Origin of the sequence: Lentzea sp. NPDC092896 (assembly GCF_044754905.1) — a bacterium.
Classification (GTDB): domain Bacteria; phylum Actinomycetota; class Actinomycetes; order Mycobacteriales; family Pseudonocardiaceae; genus Lentzea.
This window is the reverse complement of the sequence record NZ_JBIVPX010000013.1, coordinates 32,531-49,501: the sequence shown is the minus strand read 5'-3', so window position 1 is coordinate 49,501 and position 16,971 is coordinate 32,531. Positions and strand designations below refer to the sequence as shown.

Sequence of the window (16,971 nt, the reverse complement as noted above, 5' to 3'; positions counted from 1 at the left end):
GACTCGCGCCCACGTGGTGGGGCGGGTTGAGGAATCCATCGGCTGGGAGCTACGCTGATGAGGACTCGAACAGGTGTTCGAGTCGCACTATGCCTCGGAGGTGGGGTGGGGGAAGCACCCCACCTCCGAGAGCCGCCGGCTTCCCCTCGGCGGTGACGTCGTCCACCGACGCCACGAGGAGGCCGAGATGACAGCCGATCTTTCGAATCCGGCAGCCTTCCCCATCCCGTTGCCACCCGCGTCCGCGCTCGCCCTGCTGCGGCAGGCCCACGACTCGCTCGCCGAGTCGGAGCGCACGCCCGAGCCCCCGCAGCGGTTCGCGACCGCTTATCTCGCCGCACTGCGCGCTGCCGCCGCGGTGCTCGCCTTACGTGGACGACCCCATCGCGGGCGGTCGAGGCCGACCAGCGCGTGGGTGCTGCTCGGCGCGCTCGCGCCGGAGATGAGTGAGTGGGCCGCTTTCTTCGCGTCGTGGTCGTCCACGCGGGCTGCCGTTCTCGCGGGGATCACACGGCACGTCGACGCGCGCACGGCCGACGACCTGGTGCGCCAGACCCATCAGTTCGTGCTGCTCGTCGACCGCGTGATGAGCGAGGCGAAGCGGTGAACTCTCTCGACATCCTGCGTCGTGAGGCGGAACTGCTCGCCATGTCCGCGATCGGCCAGCCACCGCACAAGGGCGTGCCGGCCTGTCCCGGGCTGAACCTCGGGGAGACCGTGCGGCACGTCGGCGGCGGCTATCGCTGTGTGCTGGCGTGGATCAGGCTCGGCCGTGAGCCCCGCGCCGGGGAGTGGCAGGACCACCCAGCGCCCGGCGAGGACACGCTCGACTTCATGAGATCGGGCGCGGAGGCCGTGATCGCGGAACTCGAAGCTCACGACGAGGACGAGCCGTGCGCGACGTGGTGGCCCGACCGGCAGAACTACGGGTTCTGGCGGCGACGGCTCGCGCACGAGACGACGGTGCACCGCATGGACGTCCAGGGCGCCTCCGGCGTGGAACCCGGTGCCGTCGCCGACGAGGTCGCGATCGACGGCGTCGACGAGGTGCTCACGTTGTGGCTGGGGCACAAGCTGGACGTGCTCGGGGTGCGGGGGTCGCGGGAGAGCCTCGTGGCCATCCAGGTCGAGGACCACCTGTGGCTCACGCGCTGCGGTCCGCACGGCTCGTCGGCGTGGCGTGTGGTCGACCCGGAGGACGCGCACGCCGCCGACGCGCAGGTGTCGGCGGGCCCGATGACGATGTACCGCTGGCTGTGGGGCCGGTTGCCCGACCGCCTGGTCACGACGATCGGCGACGACGACGCCATCGCGCAGCTGTGGGCGCTACTGCGACTCGCGACCAAGTAGGACGGACGCGGTCTCCTCGCCCGTTGCCGACAACAGCCGGTAGCGGGCGCGGCGGCCGTCGAAGTCCAGCAGTGCCACGGAGTTCCCGAAGTGCGGGCCGCTGGTCTTGCGCCAGTGCACCAGGTCCTCCGGCACGCCTGCCAGCGTCGCGAGGCGGCGGAACAGCCACGAGGCCGGGCGGGACCAGGAGAACCGGAACCCCGGCCGCAGGAACTTCGGCGCCTCGTTGTGGATGGGCGAGCACACGAGCTGCGCGACGAAGGCCTTGGTGGGCCTGGGGAACTCGGCCTCGGCGACGTAGCTGTGGTGCACGTCGCCGGACAGCACGCAGACCGTCGCTGCGCCGTTGCCCGCGGCCTTCTCGATCATCCGCGTGAGCCGGTCGAACGACTCGCGGAACGCCGGCCAGTGCTCCAGGTCCACCGCCTGCCGGATCCCCTCGGCGGCTTTGCCCTGCCAGCCCGGTTTGCGCGCGCCGATCTCGTTGAGGGACTGGAAGTGGCTGAGCGCGTGTGGCATCAGCCACGGCAGCGACGAGCCGATCAGCAGGTGGTCGATGTCCTCGCCGTCGGTGTTCTGCTCGATCCACTCGAACTCGGCGTCGCTGACCATCTGCCGCTTGCCCTCGTCGAGGATGCGGCCCGAGCGCGTGTCGACCATGAGCAGCCGGATGCGGCCGAACTCGCGGCGGAAGCTCCACCACGTCGACTTGCGGCCCTCCACCTCCTTGTCCGCCTCCTCGGCGAACTCCTCCAGCAACGGCAGCACGTCCGTGTCCTGGGCCTTCACCTTGGCGTACAAGGGATCCCGCGCGAGCTCGTTCGGGCCGAGGTTGCCCAGGTGCTGGTAGACCCAGTACGAGGAGAGGGCGCCGCGGATCCTGTCGCGCCACCACGGCTTCTCGGCCATCTCCGCGCGCCACGTCGCGGAGGTGTTCCAGTCGTCGCGCACGTCGTGGTCGTCGAAGATCATCGCGGTCGGCACGACCGACAGCAGCCAGCGGATCTCCGGGTCGCCCCAGGTCTCGTGGTAGAGGCGGGCGTACTCGCCGAAGTGGACGACCTCGCCGTCCGGTTCCTCCGTGCCCTGCCTGCGATCGCGCAGCCACTGCTTGGTGGCCTCGGTGGGTTCGTCGGCGTAGACCTGGTCTCCCAGCAGGACGAGCGCCTGCGGCCACTCCTCCTCCGGCACCTCCATGAGCCGCTGCGCGAACGCGTCGAGGGCGTCGGGACCGAGCGGCTGGGTCGGCGCGGCACGGCACGACCCGAAGGCGATCCGGCGGACCTCACCGGTGCGGATGACCGGTTTCGGGAACCCGCTGCCGGATTCCGGCCACACCAGCTCGTCGTCGAGCCTGACGTCGTACTCCGTGCGCGGCCCCAGGTTCTCCAGCCTGACGAGCGCGAAGTGCTGTCTTCCCGCCTGAAACGTGCGCGCCGTGTGCCCGGCGATCACGACTTCGCAGGAAGCATCGGTCTCGACCCACACCGTCGCGGATGTGTCGTCGACATGCCTGAGGAGGGGTCCGAGCACCAGCTTCGCCACGCGCGAGACAGTACCCTCGTACGCGTGGAAATCACGTTCGAGGCGGCGGATCCCCCGGCCCTGGCCGCGTTCTGGTCCGAGTTCGCCGGTGACGAGATCGAGCTGACGTTCGTGTGGAGCGACGCCCCGAAGATCGAGAAGAACCGGGTGCACGTCGACCTGGCCTCGTCGTCGCCCGAACATCAGGCGGACATCGTGGCGCGCGCTCTGAAGCTCGGCGCCGAACTCGCCGACGTCGGTCAGACCGACGTGCCGTGGGTGGTGCTGCGCGATCCGCAGGGCAACGAGTTCTGCGTACTCGAACCCCGCCCCGAATATCCCGGCGTGATCGCGGCCGTCGTCGTCGACTCGCGTGATCCGCTGGCGTCGGCCCGGGCGACCGGGCATCCGGTGGTGCGCAGCGGGGACGGCTTCGCCTCGGTCCGGCCGGAGCCGGGCCCGTGGCTCGAGTTCGTGCGGACCGACGACCCGGAGCCGATCACGAACCGGGTGCGCGTCCGGTGGGCCGATCCGGCGTAGCGACCGCTCGCGTCGCACTGATATCCGATATATGGGATATCAGCTGCTCTCCCCTGTCCACGAGAAACGCCTCCAGCAGATCGAGCATCCTGTCGGTGAGCGCGTTTCCCAGTTCTACGGGCAGCTGACCGATGCCGCCGCCCTCGCCGAGGATGTCCGGCACCACCACTTCGGCGATCAGGTACGACCACACGACCGGCGACCCGGTCTGGCCGGTCCTCCCCGCCACGTACTCCTGGAAGCCCGCCAGCGGTGCTCCGCCGAGCGCCGAGTTGTAGCCCTCCACGAAGGCGACCGCCGTGCCGTACCTGTCGTCCGGCAGGTACATCCGGCGCCGATGCCGGAGGTGGAAACACAGCTCAGGCAAGTTCATCGTTCAACCATCTCCACCCCCTTATGCAAAGAACGTTTGCGGACGTCCGCAAACGTTCTTTGCATAAGGGGTCATAAGCGCTGTTCAGCGCCTTGCGATGAGAGGTGGGGCTAGAGTGCGGCCAACCGTTCACGGAGGGTGTCGAGGCCCATCGCGCCCATCTCCAGCGCCTCCTTGTGGAAGAGCTTGAGGTCGAAGTCGGCGCCCTTGCGGGTCCGCGCGTCCTCGCGGGCGGCGAGCCACAGGCGCTCGCCGATCTTGTAGGCCGGAGCCTGGCCCGGCCAGCCGAGGTAGCGGTCGATCTCGTCGCGGATGTGGGCGGGCTCCGAGAGCGTGCGGGTCATCATGAACTCGAGGCCGAGTTCGGGCGTCCAGCGCTCGCCGGGGTGGAAGCCGGTGCCGGCCGGGATCTCCAGCTCCAGGTGCATGCCGATGTCGATGATCACGCGGGCCGCGCGGAACAGGTGCGCGTCGAGCATGCCGAGCAGGTCGCCGTCGTCGTCGAGGTAGCCCAGTTCGCGCATGAGGCGTTCCGCGTAGAGCGCCCAGCCCTCGCCGTGGCCCGACACCCAGCACATCAGGCGCTGGAAGTCGTTCAGCGTCTCCGACTGGTACACGGCCGTCGCGCACTGGAGGTGATGGCCCGGCACGCCCTCGTGGTAGACCGTCGAGGTCTCGCGCCACGTCGGGAACACCGACTTGCCCTCGGCGATCGACCACCACATGCGGCCGGGGCGGGAGAAGTCGGCGGTCGGCGGCGTGTAGTAGGCGCCGACCGCACCGCCGGGCGGGGCGATCTTGCATTCGAGGTTCATCAGCGCGTCGGGCAGGTCGAAATGCACGTCGCGCAGGTCGAGCAGGGCCTTGTCGGACAGTTCCTGCATCCACGTCTGCAGGCCGTCCTGGCCGTGCACCTGGTAGCGCGGGTGCTCGTCGAGGAACGCCGCGGTCTCCGCCAGGGAAGCGCCCGGCTTGAGCCGCGCCGCGACCTTCTTCATCTCGGCCTCGATGCCGAGGAACTCCTCCCAGCCCCACGCGTAGGCCTCGGCCAGGTCGAGCCGGGACCCGGTGAAGTAGCGCGAACCGAGGCGGTAGCGCTCCTCGCCGACCGCGTCCTTGGCGGGCGCCTGAGGTGCCAGCGTCGTGCGCAGGAACGAGGCGAAGTCCGCGTAGGCGGCGGCAGCGGCGGTGGCGCCGGCGTCGAGAGAGGAACGCACCGAGCCGTCCACGTTGGCCGAAGCGGCGAACGGGCCGAAGAAGGTCGTCGCGAAGGTGTCGCACTGCTTGGCGACCTGGGTGACCTGACGGATCGCGGAGACGTGTCCGCGGGAAGCGGCGTGCGAGAGAGAGGCGCGCAGACCGTCGAGAGCGGCGGGCACGGCGGAGAGACGACGGCCGATCGTGGCCCATTGCTCCGGCGTGTCGGTCGGCATCTGGTCGAAGATGTCGCGCACGGACTGGATCGGGCTCGCGATGACGTTCAGCGAGGACTCGGTCTCCCCGGCCTCGTACAGCTCGTGCTCCAGGCCCGTCCGTTCGAGGAAGACGGCGCGTGCCGCCTCCTCCGAGGCATCCGCGGGCTGTGCGGCGGTGATGGCGGAGAGAGCGCGGACGGCGAGTTCGTCGCGCGCCGCGTGCCCTTCCGGGGAGAGGTCCGTCAGCTGGTCATCGGCTCCCGCGAAGCCCAGACTGGTGGCCGTGATGGGGTCCAGCGCCACGTAGTCGCTGACGAATTTGTTGCTGATCTCGTGCACGGATGCCATGTTTCGAGACGCTACCTCGCGCCCCTCCACACCAAAAGGTAGTTAGTCAAGCTCACGACCTTCGGAGGGGACCTGCGTCGTTTGGGCCGTGCTGGCAGGATGTCCGCGTGCGTCGTTCCCGGGCACTTCTGCTGCCGGTCTTCTTGCTGCTCACCCTGTTTTCGTTGAGCGGCTGCGTTCGCGTGTACGCCGCCATGGCCGTGTCGGACGACGACCGCATCTCCGGCGAGATCGTCGCGGCCACGCCTCCGACGCAGGACAACGACCCCGGGCCCCAGCTCAAGGTGCCGCCGGAGCTCGCGAGCCGCGTCACCACCAAGCCGTACCGGGTGGAGTCGTACGCGGGCACGCAGCTGTTCTTCAACGGCCTGTCGTTCGACGAGATGCGGACGCTGTCGACGTCCACCAGCTCGTCGAACAGCCGCTACAGCCTCAGCTTCCGCCGGTCGGGTGATCTTGTCACGCTGTCGGGGTCGGTCGACCTGACCCAGGTCCCGGTGGAACGCGCGGACATCCAGGTGAAGGTCAGCTTCCCCGGCAAGATCGTGAACACCAACGGCCGCGAGGAGGAGAACAACACGATCGCGTGGTCTCCGAAACCCGGTCAGGCGTCGATGCTGCAGGCCACCGTGCAGTACGCGGGCGAGAACTCCAGCTCGTTCTTCGGCTGGGCGCTGCTGGTCGCCGGGCTCACCGGCGGTGCCGCGCTGATCGTCGTCGTGCTCGCCCTCATCGCGCACAAGCGCAACGTCACGCTCTAGGCGCGGGTCACCAGACCCAGGCGCCCCAGCACTTCCTTCGTCGCCTTGGACCTGTTCATCGTGTAGAAGTGCAGCGCGGGAACGCCCTCGTCGAGCAACCGCTGGCACATCTCGGTCGCGATGTCGATGCCGGTCGCCCGGAACCCCGCGACATCGTCCGCGTACGGCTCCAACCGGCGCGAGACGTCGAGCGGCAGGTCGGCGCCGGACAGCTCCACGATCTTGGCCAGGCCGCGCGGCGAGAGCATCGGCATGATTCCCGGCAGGATCGCCGCGGAGCAGCCCGCCTCCGCCACCCGGTCACGCATCCGCAGGAACGGCTCCGGCGCGTGGAACAGCTGCGCCACCGCGTAGTCCGCGCCCGCGTCGAGCTTGCGCAGCAGGAACTTCAGGTCGGTGTCGAGGTCGCCGGAGCGCGGGTGCCCGTACGGGAACGCCGCCACGCCCACGCAGAAGTCGCCGAGCTCGCGGACCAGCCGCACCAGCTCGTCGGCGTAGTTCAGGCCCTCGGGGTGCGCGACCCACTCGCCCATCGGGTCGCCGGGAGGGTCGCCGCGCAGCGCCAGGATGTTGCGCACGCCGATCGCCGCGTACCAGCCGATCACGTTGCGCAGCTCGGCCACCGAGTGCTCGACGGCGGTGAGGTGCGCGACGGGCAGCAGCGTCGTCTCCTGCGCGATGCGGCCGGTGGCGCGGATCGTGCGGTCCCGGCGCGACCCGCCGGCGCCGTAGGTGATCGACACGAACGCCGGGTCGAGGCCTTCCAGCTCGCGGACGGCCTTCCAGAGGACCTTCTCGTCCTCCGCGTCCCGAGGCGGCAGGAACTCCACCGAGAACTTGGGTGACTCTCCCCGGAGCCGCTCCACCACCGACGTCATGGGACCAACCCTAGTGGGTCTTCCGCTAGGTGAGACTCCAGCTCATCATGTGGTACGCGGGCCCCGCCATGCGGGTGGTCTCGGACACAGCGGACCATGGACGTGTGTCCCACCACCCCATCGACGTCGCTCTGCCCCAGCACGTCGAAGCAGCACTGACCACCTATCTGGCCTCCCGGCGCGCGTCCGGTGAGGCGATGGACCCGAGCTTCGCGAGCGCGGTGGACGCGCTCTCCGATTTCGTGCTGGGCGGTGGCAAGCGCATCCGCCCGACCTACGCGTGGTGGGGCTGGCGAGCGGCCGGCGGCGATCCCGACGGCGAACTCGCGGACGAGGTGCTCACGGCGGTCAGCTCGCTGGAGCTGATCCAGGCGTGCGCGCTGATCCACGACGACCTGATGGACGCCTCCTCGGTGCGCCGGGGCAAGCCGACCGTGCACATCGCGTTCGGCGCGCGGCACCGCGAGCAGGGCTGGCTCGGTTCGTCGGAGCGCTTCGGCATGTCGGCGGCCGTGCTGATCGGTGACGTCGCGCTGGCGTGGGCGGACGACATGCTCTTCGCCGCCGGGCTGCCGTCGGAGGTGCTGCGCCGGATGAGCGAGCCGTGGCGGGACATGCGCACCGAGATGCTCGCGGGCCAGTACCTGGACGTGCTGACGCAGGCGCGGGGCGACTCGTCCGCGGACGCCGCGCTGCGCATCGACCGGCTCAAGACCGCCGCCTACACGGTCGAACGGCCGCTGCACATGGGTGCGGCGATGGCGGGCGGCTCGCCGGAGCTGATCGACGGGCTGCGCGCGTTCGGCGCCGACATCGGCGTCGCGTTCCAGCTGCGCGACGACCTGCTCGGAGTGTTCGGCGACCCCGAGGTCACCGGCAAGCCCGCGGGGGACGACCTCGCCGAGGGCAAGCGCACGCTGCTCGTCGCGCTCGGCATGCAGTTCGGCGCCGATATATTGGATATCGCACTGGGCAAGCCCGACCTCGACCTGGACACCGTCGAGGAGGTCAGGCGCACGCTCGTGAAGGTCGGCGCCGTCGACGCCGTCGAGGAACGCATCGAGGAGCTGACGAAGAGCGCGCTGGCCGCTCTCGACGCCGCTCCCGTGGCCGAACCGGCCGCCGCCAAGCTCGCCGGCCTCGCGATCAGCTCCACCAAGCGCGCGTTCTGAAGTTGATCACGTTTCCCGGGCGGACGGCTTGATTAAGTCCACGTGACCAGTGTGGCCCGTTGCTTGCCGACGCTTCAGCGCCTTGTGCAACGATGTTCGGGCGATGGCAGCAACTCCGTCCCTCCCCCGCACGAGCTCCGAGACACTTCCACAGGAGCTTGATCCAGTCGTGCGCACGAACACCTACGCCATCCCCATCCGCACGACCATGCTCGGCCTGCTGGGCGTGGCTCTGATCGCGCTCGGGGGCATGGGTGCCGGCGCGATCCTCGAGCGCGACCCGCTGCTCGCCCAGGTCGGGCTGAGCTGGCTGCGCTACGGCCACGGCCGCGACCTCGCGAGCATGGTCCTGTACCTCGGGCTCGGCCTCGTCATCTGGGCGTGGATCCGGCTCGGCCGCCTCGTGCGGTGGGGTGAGATCGGCGACTTCGCGGTGCTGGTCGCGGTGACGGTCTGGACGTTGCCGCTGCTGTTCGCTCCGCCGCTGTTCAGCAAGGACATCTACAGCTACCTGGCACAGGGCCAGCTCGCGCTGAGCGGCTACGACCCGTACACGGTCGGGCCCGCCGTCCTGCAGAGCACGCTGTCCGAGAACGTCAGCTGGGTGTGGCAGCACACGCCGGCGCCGTACGGGCCGTTGTTCATCCTGGTCGCCAAGGCGATCGTGTGGATCACGGACGCGAGCGTCATCCTCGGCGTCGTCGCCATGCGCCTGTCCCTCGCGGGCGGGCTGGTGCTGCTGTGCTGGGCGCTGCCGGGCCTGAGCAGGCACCTGGGCGGCAAGTCGGCGATCGCGCTGTGGCTGGTCGCGGCGAACCCGCTGGTGCTGGTCCACCTGATCGGCGGCGCCCACAACGACCTGCTGATGATCGGGCTGATGGCGGCCGGTGTGCTGCTGGTGCTCGACCGCAGGCACGTGCTCGGCTTCGTGCTGCTGTCCCTCGCGTTCTCGGTGAAGGCGACGGCGGTCGTGATCGTGCCGTTCCTCGTCTGGATCTGGGCGGCGCGCCTGGAGGGCGACAAGCGCGCCCAGTTCCGCAAGGCGCTGCTGCCGGGCCTGGCCGCGTTCCTCGGGACGTTCCTCGTGTGCACGCTGGTCGCCGGGGTGAGCCTCGGCTGGATCCCGGCGCTGCGCAGCTCGTCGATGATCATCAACTGGTTGTCGCTGCCGAGCGCGGTGGGCGACTTCGTGCGCATGGTCGTGAACTGGTTCGTCTACGTGGACGGCGGCATCTTCATCGGCGTGGCGCGGGCGCTGGGCTCCGTGGTGCTGATCTGGATCGCGTACACGCAGTGGTGGGCGTCGCGCGACGGCGAGGTGCGTGACGCCGTCCGGCGTGGCGCGCTGACGTTGCTGGCCGTGGCGCTGCTGTCCCCCGCGACGCTGCCCTGGTACTTCACCTGGGCGCTGGCGCTGGCCGCCGGGTTCGCGTGGAGCACGGGCGCGCTGGTCACGGTGACGACGGCGTCGCTGTTCCTGCTGCTGGTGACGTTCCCGAACGGCGACACGGCGCTGTACTCGTGGGCCTACCTGTTCTTCGCGCTGGTGGTGTCGGGGCTCGCGGCGCGCTCACTGGTGAAGCCGGACCCGTTCGGCCTGTCCTCTCGTTACGAATGAGCCCCAGGACAGTGGACCTGGGCTCCGCCTATGCCGCCTGCCGCCGCGTGAACGCGCGGTACGGCAAGACGTTCTTCCTGGCCACGACGCTGCTGCGGCCTGACCAGCGGCCCGCGGTGCACGCGCTGTACGCGTTCGCCCGGTGGGCCGACGAGATCGTCGACGCGGCCGGGGTGACCGACCGCGCGGGTGAGCTCGACCGGCTGGAGCGGCTCCTGGAGAAGGCGCCGTCGAACCCGGTCCTGCACGCGCTGGCCGACACGATGCGCCGCTACGACATCGACAGGTCGCTGTTCACCGACTTCCTCGCGTCGATGCGGATGGACCTCGACGTGACGGAGTACGCGGACCTCGACGCGCTCGGTGTCTACGTGCACGGCTCGGCGGAGGTCATCGGGCTGCAGATGCTGCCGGTGCTCGGCACCGTCGTGCCCCGTGAGGAGGCCGAACCGTACGCGGCCCGGCTCGGGGTGGCGTTCCAGCTCACGAACTTCCTGCGCGACGTCGGCGAGGACCTCGACCGCGGCCGGGTGTACCTGCCGCAGGACGTCCTCGGAGCGCACGGCGTCGACCGCGACCTTTTGCAATGGTGTCGTCGTCATCGGCGCGCAAACGACCGGGTGCAACGGGCTCTCGACGATCTCGTCGCACACTCGTATGCGATATATCAGTCTGCGGAGCCCGGCATCGGGATGCTGTCCGCGACGTCGCGGCCCTGTGTGCGGACCGCGTACACGCTGTATCGCGACATCCTCGGGCTCGTCGGCTGCGAGGTGTTGTGGCGGCGTGTGGCCGTGCCGAACTCACGGCGGCTCGCCGTGGCGGCGCCCGGCGTCGGCCGAGCACTCCTCGCCCGTGTGACGACCCACGGGATTCCGGGGTGAGCCCCGCTCTTTTAGCCTCGCGCAGGGGTTCCAGACGTCTCTCACCTGCGGAGACGTCTGGAACCGCTGTGATCGGCGACTTAGAAGCCCATGGCTTGCGCGCGGCGCTTTACCTCACGCCCACGGTCTCCGCGCAATGCTTCGATCGGAGTGCCAGGGAGGCTTTCGTCCTCCGTGAAGAGCCAGCGCAGAATCTCGTCCGTGGAGTAGTTCTGGTCGCGCAGCACCGTGATGGTGCCGGGCAGACCCTTCACCACCACTCCGGCAGCGAGAAACGCCTCGGGGACGACGAGAACGCCGTCCCGCCGCTCGGCGAGCAGTTGCCCGTCGCGCAACATTTGGTGGACCCGGGTGACCGGAAGTCCCATTCGGTCGGCCACCTCGGGGAGAGGAAGAACCTCCAGGTCGGCAGCCAATACATCCGCAGCGGCAGGAATCGCACTCACGGGGGTCACGATGCCATAACCGAACTGGGAACGCCCTTCCGCCAACCGGGTCATCCTGAGCTTTACCATCTCGCACTGTGGAGAGGTCGGTTTCGAACGTGATGGGTGGACTGCTGGAGCAGCGCTACCGGGTGGACTCCGTGCTCGCGCGCGGTGGCATGTCCACCGTCTATCGAGGTCGCGACACTCGCCTCGATCGCGATGTGGCCATCAAGGTGATGGATCCGCACCTGACGGCGGACCCGGCGTTCGTCGCGCGCTTCGAGCGCGAGGCACGCGCGGCGGCCCAGTTGCATCACCCGGCAGTGGTGTCCGTGCACGACCAGGGCGTCGACGGTGACCAGGTGTACCTGGTGATGGAGCTGATCGACGGCGGCAACCTCCGTGACCTGCTCAATCAGCGCGGCAAGCTCGCTCCCGCCGTGGCGCTGAGCATCCTCGGGCCGGTGCTGTCGGCGTTGGGCGCCGCACACCGCGCCGGGCTCGTGCACCGGGACGTGAAGCCGGAGAACGTGCTGATCGGGCCTGGCGGCCAGGTGAAGGTGGCGGACTTCGGGCTGGCCCGAGCGATCGCCGAGAACGGCGTCACGAGCGACAGCGAGATCCTGGGCACAGTCGCCTATCTTTCACCTGAACAGGTGGAATCGGGCGCCGCGGACGCGCGCAGTGACGTCTACGCGGCCGGGATCGTGCTCTACGAGATGCTGGCGGGTCAGGCGCCCTATCGCGGTGAGACGGCCATCTCGGTGGCCTATCAGCACGTGAACTCGGACGTCCCGTCGGTTCCGGAGATCCCGCTGGCGCTCGACACGCTGGTGCGCAAGGCGACGCGGCGCGACCCGGTGCTGCGGCCCGCGAACGCCGACGCGTTCCTGGCCGAACTGGAGCGCGTGGGCACGGACCTGGGCCTCACGCCGCAGCCGGTGCCCGTGCCCGGTTCGGCGCCCGAGAACGACAGGACGGTCATCATGCGGCCGGTTCCGGTCGCGGTCGGCGCCACTCCTCCCTCGGCGGCCGAGCTGACCAGGCCGGTGGTGCCGAAGCCGTCCCTGAGCTCGGCGGCGATGACGACGGTCAACACCGGGCCGCCGACGCCGCCTCCCGGCGCTTCCGCCACGCGCACGATGCAGCGGCCGGAGCCGCCGCGCCGTCGTCCTCCGCAGAAGAGGAAGCCGAAGGTCGACCCGGTCGAGGAGGAGCGCAAGCGGCGCAAGAAGCTCTTCACGATCTGGGGGTCCGTGGTCGTCGTGGTGGCGATCATCGTCGGCCTGTTCTCCTGGTACGTCGGCGCCGGTCGCTACACGGAGATGCCGTCGGTGGCCGGGCAGTCCGAGCAGAACGCGATGCTGCTGCTCTCGAAGGCCGACCTCACCGGGCTGGTCGAGAAGGTGCCGTCCAACGACGTGCCCAACGGCACGGTCATCAGCTCCGATCCCGGTCCCGGCGCCGAGCTGCGCAAGAACCAGCAGGTGAAGCTCGTCGTGTCACGCGGCAAGCCCGTGGTGCCGTTCATCAACACCGGCGCCGAGGTGGACGCCGCGACCAAGGACATCGAGGCGGCGGGCCTGAAGGCGGCCAAGGACCCGACGAAGGACGCGTTCCACGACACCGTGCCGATCGGCAAGGTCGTCGGTGTCGATCCGCGCCCCGGTACGGCGCTCGCGCTCGACGCCCCGGTGACCCTCATCCTGAGCAAGGGACCGCCGCCGCGCCTGCCCGTGCCGAACGTGACGGGCAAGACGAAGGACGAGGCGGTCGCCGAACTGCAGCGCGCCGGCCTGGAAGCGGTCGACGCGGGTGGCGACGACGCGCCGGAGAACAACGGGTCGCGCGTGGTGCGGACGGATCCGCCCGCGGGCACGGTGCTGGACCCGACGCAGAACAAGCGGGTCACGCTCTTCTACCAGAACAACCGGGAGATCGAGGTTCCCGACGTCACCCGGCAGAAGGTGCGGGAGGCCAAGGAGCAGCTCGAACGGGCCGGTCTGAAGGTGAAGGTCGAGTTCAACAAGAGCAACAACGCGACCGTGGTGAACCAGTCGATCCCGCCGCGGACGCGGGTGAAGCGAGGAACCGAGATCACGATCGTCGGCCTCTGATCACGGCAAAGGCGAAGGGCCCCGCGTTCTCGACGCGGGGCCCTTCGTTCTTCAGCTCGTCTTCAGGAAACCTGTCAGGACCGCAGCATCTCGGCGACGAGGAACGCGAGCTCGAGCGACTGCTGCGTGTTCAGGCGCGGGTCGCACGCCGTCTCGTAGCGGCCGGCGAGGTCGTCGTCGGAGATCTCCTGGGCGCCGCCGAGGCACTCGGTGACGTCCTCACCCGTGAGCTCGATGTGGATGCCACCGGGGTGCGTGCCGAGGCGGCGGTGCACCTCGAAGAAGCCCTGGACCTCGTCGACGATGCGGTCGAAGTGCCGGGTCTTGTAGCCGGTCGACGACTCGTGCGTGTTGCCGTGCATCGGGTCGCACTGCCAGATGACCTTGTGGCCGCTGGCCTCGACCTTCTCGATGATGGCGGGGAGCACGTCGCGCACCTTCTGGTTGCCCATGCGCGAGATGAGCGTCAGGCGACCAGGCTCGTTGCGCGGGTCAAGGCGCTCGACGTACTCGACGGCCATCTCCGGCGTCGTCGTCGGGCCGATCTTGAGGCCGATCGGGTTCGACAGCATCTCGGCGAACGCGATGTGCGCGCCGTCGAGCTGCCGGGTGCGCTCGCCGATCCACACGAAGTGCGACGACAGGTCGTAGAGCCTGGGCTCGTCGCGCGTCGTGTCGAGGCGGAGCAGCGCGCGCTCGTAGTCGAGGAGCAGCGCCTCGTGCGAGGCGAAGATCTCGGTGCCGTGCAGCGACTGGTCGTTCACGCCGCACGCCGACATGAACTTGAGGCCGCGGTCGATCTCGCCGGCCAGGGCCTCGTAGCGCTCGCCCGCGGGCGAGGTGCGCACGAAGTCGCGGTTCCAGTCGTGCACGCGGTGCAGGTCGGCGAGACCCGCGCCGGTGAGCGCCCGCAGCAGGTTCATGGCCGCGCCGGCGTTCGCGTAGGCGCGGATCATGCGGCCGGGGTCGGCGACGCGGGCTTCGGGCGTCGCGACCAGGGAGTTGATGATGTCGCCGCGGTAGGACGGCAGGCCGAGAGCGTCGATGCCCGACGAACGCGGCTTGGCGTACTGGCCGGCGATGCGGCCGACCTTCACCACCGGAAGACTCGCGCCGTAGGTCAGCACCACGGCCATCTGCAGCAGGGTCCGGATGTTCGCGCGGATGTGCGGCTCGGTGTTGTCAGCGAACGTCTCCGCGCAGTCACCGCCCTGCAGGAGAAATGCCTCACCGTTCGCGACCTGCGCCAGTTGCGTGTGCAGCCGGTCGATCTCGGCGGGCACGGTGATCGGCGGCACGCTCTCGAGCACGGTCCGCACGCGACGCACCTGTTCGGCGTCGGGCCAGTCGGGCTGCTGGGCGGCCGGGCGCGACAGTGCGTCGTCCAGGCGCTTGCGCATCTCGGGAGGCAGCGGCGGAAGCTCGGGAAGCGTGTCGATGGGCACGTCCACGGTCCAGTTCACGCTGCTCATCCTAGTTGTCCCACACTGAGAGACCCTGCCGGGCCTGTCAGCTGTTCAGCACGTGTTTTCCACGTCACCCGGCCGGTGTGCCGATCCCGCCGGCCGGGTGAGGTCTGTTACTTGTCAACTATCTACCCCTGCCCTATTGAGATGTCGCACTGCATGATGTGGGCCATGAACGCCACCCGATTGGATGACAGCACCGCGACACGGCTGCTGGGCATCGCGATCGAAAACATCCAGCGCGACCACCCGGTGCACTGGTCGCACGTGATCGACGGAGACGACCGGCTGGTGCCCCAGCGGGTGCTGCATCCGGTGTTCGCCGGGTCGTTCGACTGGCACTCGTGCGTGCACCAGACGTGGCTGGCCGTGCGCCTGCTGCGACTGCGCCCCTCTCTCGCGGGAGCGGACACGGCCCGCAACGCCCTGGACAAACTCATCACGCCCGAGAACTGCGCCGTCGAAGCCTCGTTCTTCGCTTCCCCGGCCGGCCGGCACTGGGAGCGCCCGTACGGGTGGGCGTGGCTGCTGCTGCTCGACGCCGAACTGCGCACCTCCGGCCTGCCGTGGTCGGTGGCGCCGATCGCGAACGTGCTGCGCGACCGATGGCTGGAGTGGATCTCGGTGGCACGCCTGCCGATCCGCACCGGCACGCACAGCAACACCGCGTTCGCGACCGGCCTCGTCCACGACGCCGCCCAGGTGAACGGCGACTCCGAACTGGTCACCGCCTGTGTCGACGCGGCGCTGCGGTGGCACCGGGACGAGACCGCGTACGGCGGCTTCGAACCGGACGCCGCCGACTTCCTGTCCCCCGCGCTGACGACGGCCGACCTGATGCGCCGCGCCCTGGACACCGCCGAGTTCGCCGGCTGGCTCGACGCCTACCTGCCGGACCTCGAGTCGGAACGGTGGCGGGTGCTGCGCGAGCCCTACCCGGTCGACGACCCCAGCGACCCCTACGGCTCGCACCTGGCCGGGCTCGCGTTGTCGCGCGCATGGAACTGGGAGGCGATCGCGGAGGCACTGCCGGCCGACCACCGCTACACCTCGCTGGCCCGAACGGCCTCCGCCGCGCATCGCGAGGCCGGGTGGACCTACGTGTTCGGCGGGCACGGCTACATGGCCGACCACTGGCTCGGCACGTTCGGCGCCTACCTCGACGCAAAGGCCTTCTGACCTGCGCTTACCCACCCATTGCAAAAGACGTTTGCGGACGTCCGCAAACGTCTTTTGCATAAGGTCGGACAAAACGGGCACCGATATATTGGATTTCAGGTGCCGGACGACAGCGTCGCGCGCCGGATCAGGGTCAGGGCGATGCCCGTCGCCGCCGCGTGCACCGAGGCCGCGTGCACCCGAGGATCGAACCGGATGGTCGGGCCGGCGACGCTGACCGCCGCCACCACGGCGCCGTCGTGGCCGAGCACCGGCGACGCCACGCACGCCAGGCCGACCCTGGACTCCTCGAACTCGTAGGCCACGCCGGTCTGCCGGATCGTGGTGAGCTGGCGGCGGAGCATGCCGGGCGTGACGACGGTGCGGGGCGTCCGGCGGGCCAGCGGCGAACCGAGCACCTCGGTGCGCAACGACGGCGACGCGTGGGCGAGAAGGGCCTTGCCGATCGCCGTCGCGTGCAGGGGCATGCGGCCGCCCAGACGCGACGGCGAGGACGCCTGGCGGTGGCCGCCGATCTTGGCGGCGTAGACGACCTCGTGGCCCTCGAGGAGTCCGAGGTGGACGGTCTCGTGGGTGCGTTCGTAGAGGTCTTCCAGATAGGGCGTGGACACCTCGACCAGGCGGCGTTCGACCGACGCGCGGATGCCCAGCTGGAACAGGTGGCCGCCCAGGCGGTAGCCGCGCGTGCCCTGGTCGAGCAGGCGGACCTCGGCCAGGTCGCCCAGCAGGCGGTGCAACGTCGCCTTCGACAGGCCGGTGCGTCGGCCCAGTTCCGCGAAGCCGAGCTCGTCGTCGTCGGCGCCGAAGGCGTTCAGCACCGACATCACCTTGCCGAGCAGGGTGTTCGGTACCTCGGTCATCACCTGATCGTGCCACTGAGTTCCGGTCAGCGGAACTCAGAAGTCCCCACAGGACGAA

General features: G+C 69.6%; 16 protein-coding genes. 9 read left to right on the top strand and 7 right to left on the bottom strand.

What is annotated here, in order from left to right; all coding sequences use genetic code 11:
- Positions 1–187 precede the first annotated feature (187 nt).
- Together ACIQF0_RS42485 and ACIQF0_RS42480 are read left to right on the top strand one after the other, a co-directional pair.
- Positions 188–607: an SAV_6107 family HEPN domain-containing protein gene (locus ACIQF0_RS42485; RefSeq protein ID WP_330270009.1), complete on the top strand. Its 420-nt coding sequence runs from the start codon at positions 188–190 to the stop codon at positions 605–607.
- On the top strand, positions 604–1,350 hold the full coding sequence (locus ACIQF0_RS42480; RefSeq protein WP_360043175.1) for a maleylpyruvate isomerase N-terminal domain-containing protein: 747 nt from the start codon (positions 604–606) through the stop codon (positions 1,348–1,350). Before ACIQF0_RS42485 ends, ACIQF0_RS42480 begins: the two co-directional genes overlap by 4 nt.
- Here ACIQF0_RS42480 and ACIQF0_RS42475 read toward each other — a convergent pair.
- Positions 1,327–2,895 (bottom strand): alkaline phosphatase D family protein, encoded by a 1,569-nt coding sequence (locus ACIQF0_RS42475; RefSeq protein WP_401039770.1) that lies wholly within the window; start codon positions 2,893–2,895, stop codon positions 1,327–1,329. The genes ACIQF0_RS42480 and ACIQF0_RS42475 overlap by 24 nt on opposite strands.
- Before the next feature lie 24 nt (positions 2,896–2,919).
- Here ACIQF0_RS42475 and ACIQF0_RS42470 point away from each other — a divergent pair, with 24 nt between their 5' ends.
- Positions 2,920–3,414, top strand: coding sequence for a VOC family protein (locus ACIQF0_RS42470; protein ID WP_401039767.1), 495 nt, complete (start codon positions 2,920–2,922; stop codon positions 3,412–3,414).
- Here ACIQF0_RS42470 and ACIQF0_RS42465 read toward each other — a convergent pair.
- Together ACIQF0_RS42465 and ACIQF0_RS42460 are read right to left on the bottom strand one after the other, a co-directional pair.
- Positions 3,374–3,787: a hypothetical protein gene (locus ACIQF0_RS42465; RefSeq protein WP_401039764.1), complete on the bottom strand. Its 414-nt coding sequence runs from the start codon at positions 3,785–3,787 to the stop codon at positions 3,374–3,376. The two genes, ACIQF0_RS42470 and ACIQF0_RS42465, sit on opposite strands and share 41 nt — an antisense overlap.
- 110 nt (positions 3,788–3,897) lie before the next feature.
- A complete protein-coding gene (locus ACIQF0_RS42460; RefSeq protein WP_401039761.1) occupies positions 3,898–5,550 on the bottom strand; it encodes a DUF885 domain-containing protein in 1,653 nt (550 codons plus the stop codon).
- Between the two features lie 107 nt (positions 5,551–5,657).
- Between ACIQF0_RS42460 and ACIQF0_RS42455 the strand changes: the two genes are divergently transcribed.
- Positions 5,658–6,311 (top strand): DUF3153 domain-containing protein, encoded by a 654-nt coding sequence (locus tag ACIQF0_RS42455; RefSeq protein WP_093599826.1) that lies wholly within the window; start codon positions 5,658–5,660, stop codon positions 6,309–6,311.
- On the opposite strand, the gene metF is transcribed toward ACIQF0_RS42455, so the two are convergent.
- Positions 6,308–7,189 carry a methylenetetrahydrofolate reductase [NAD(P)H] gene (gene metF / locus ACIQF0_RS42450; RefSeq protein WP_401039757.1) on the bottom strand — a complete coding sequence of 294 codons (882 nt, stop codon included), beginning with the start codon at positions 7,187–7,189 and terminating at the stop codon, positions 6,308–6,310. The two genes, ACIQF0_RS42455 and metF, sit on opposite strands and share 4 nt — an antisense overlap.
- A 68-nt stretch (positions 7,190–7,257) precedes the next feature.
- On the opposite strand from metF, the gene ACIQF0_RS42445 reads away from it, so the two are divergent.
- The 3 genes from ACIQF0_RS42445 to ACIQF0_RS42435 all read left to right on the top strand — a co-directional run bounded on the left by ACIQF0_RS42445 (position 7,258) and on the right by ACIQF0_RS42435 (position 10,863).
- Positions 7,258–8,361: a polyprenyl synthetase family protein gene (locus ACIQF0_RS42445; RefSeq protein ID WP_396425379.1), complete on the top strand. Its 1,104-nt coding sequence runs from the start codon at positions 7,258–7,260 to the stop codon at positions 8,359–8,361.
- A gap of 169 nt (positions 8,362–8,530) precedes the next feature.
- The gene (gene mptB / locus ACIQF0_RS42440) at positions 8,531–9,979 is read left to right on the top strand and encodes a polyprenol phosphomannose-dependent alpha 1,6 mannosyltransferase MptB (protein ID WP_401039754.1); all 1,449 of its coding nucleotides are present in this window, start codon (positions 8,531–8,533) and stop codon (positions 9,977–9,979) included.
- The gene (locus ACIQF0_RS42435) at positions 9,976–10,863 is read left to right on the top strand and encodes a phytoene/squalene synthase family protein (RefSeq protein ID WP_401039751.1); all 888 of its coding nucleotides are present in this window, start codon (positions 9,976–9,978) and stop codon (positions 10,861–10,863) included. Before mptB ends, ACIQF0_RS42435 begins: the two co-directional genes overlap by 4 nt.
- 80 nt (positions 10,864–10,943) lie before the next feature.
- Here the strand turns inward: ACIQF0_RS42435 and ACIQF0_RS42430 are convergent, their stop codons facing one another.
- Positions 10,944–11,309, bottom strand: a complete 366-nt coding sequence (locus ACIQF0_RS42430) for an Rv2175c family DNA-binding protein (RefSeq protein ID WP_401039748.1) — start codon at positions 11,307–11,309, stop codon at positions 10,944–10,946.
- A 77-nt stretch (positions 11,310–11,386) separates the two neighbouring features.
- On the opposite strand from ACIQF0_RS42430, the gene pknB reads away from it, so the two are divergent.
- A complete protein-coding gene (gene pknB / locus ACIQF0_RS42425; RefSeq protein ID WP_360043151.1) occupies positions 11,387–13,408 on the top strand; it encodes a Stk1 family PASTA domain-containing Ser/Thr kinase in 2,022 nt (673 codons plus the stop codon).
- Between the two features lie 74 nt (positions 13,409–13,482).
- On the opposite strand, the gene ACIQF0_RS42420 is transcribed toward pknB, so the two are convergent.
- Positions 13,483–14,871, bottom strand: a complete 1,389-nt coding sequence (locus ACIQF0_RS42420; RefSeq protein WP_319978357.1) for a class II 3-deoxy-7-phosphoheptulonate synthase — start codon at positions 14,869–14,871, stop codon at positions 13,483–13,485.
- Between the two features lie 174 nt (positions 14,872–15,045).
- On the opposite strand from ACIQF0_RS42420, the gene ACIQF0_RS42415 reads away from it, so the two are divergent.
- Positions 15,046–16,053, top strand: coding sequence for a DUF2891 domain-containing protein (locus ACIQF0_RS42415; protein ID WP_401039744.1), 1,008 nt, complete (start codon positions 15,046–15,048; stop codon positions 16,051–16,053).
- Between the two features lie 95 nt (positions 16,054–16,148).
- On the opposite strand, the gene ACIQF0_RS42410 is transcribed toward ACIQF0_RS42415, so the two are convergent.
- Positions 16,149–16,913, bottom strand: coding sequence for an IclR family transcriptional regulator (locus ACIQF0_RS42410; protein ID WP_401039741.1), 765 nt, complete (start codon positions 16,911–16,913; stop codon positions 16,149–16,151).
- Between the last annotated feature and the right edge of the window lie 58 nt (positions 16,914–16,971).

Excerpts from the sequence above, each read along its gene's own strand:
- ACIQF0_RS42415 (WP_401039744.1), top strand. The coding sequence starts at position 15,046 with ATGAACGCCACCCGATTGGATGACAGCACCGCGACACGGCTGCTGGGC.
- metF (WP_401039757.1), bottom strand. The coding sequence starts at position 7,189 with ATGACGTCGGTGGTGGAGCGGCTCCGGGGAGAGTCACCCAAGTTCTCG.
- ACIQF0_RS42460 (WP_401039761.1), bottom strand. The coding sequence starts at position 5,550 with ATGGCATCCGTGCACGAGATCAGCAACAAATTCGTCAGCGACTACGTG.
- ACIQF0_RS42445 (WP_396425379.1), top strand. The coding sequence starts at position 7,258 with ATGCGGGTGGTCTCGGACACAGCGGACCATGGACGTGTGTCCCACCAC.
- ACIQF0_RS42410 (WP_401039741.1), bottom strand. The coding sequence starts at position 16,913 with ATGACCGAGGTACCGAACACCCTGCTCGGCAAGGTGATGTCGGTGCTG.
- ACIQF0_RS42435 (WP_401039751.1), top strand. The coding sequence starts at position 9,976 with ATGAGCCCCAGGACAGTGGACCTGGGCTCCGCCTATGCCGCCTGCCGC.
- ACIQF0_RS42465 (WP_401039764.1), bottom strand. The coding sequence starts at position 3,787 with ATGAACTTGCCTGAGCTGTGTTTCCACCTCCGGCATCGGCGCCGGATG.
- ACIQF0_RS42485 (WP_330270009.1), top strand. The coding sequence starts at position 188 with ATGACAGCCGATCTTTCGAATCCGGCAGCCTTCCCCATCCCGTTGCCA.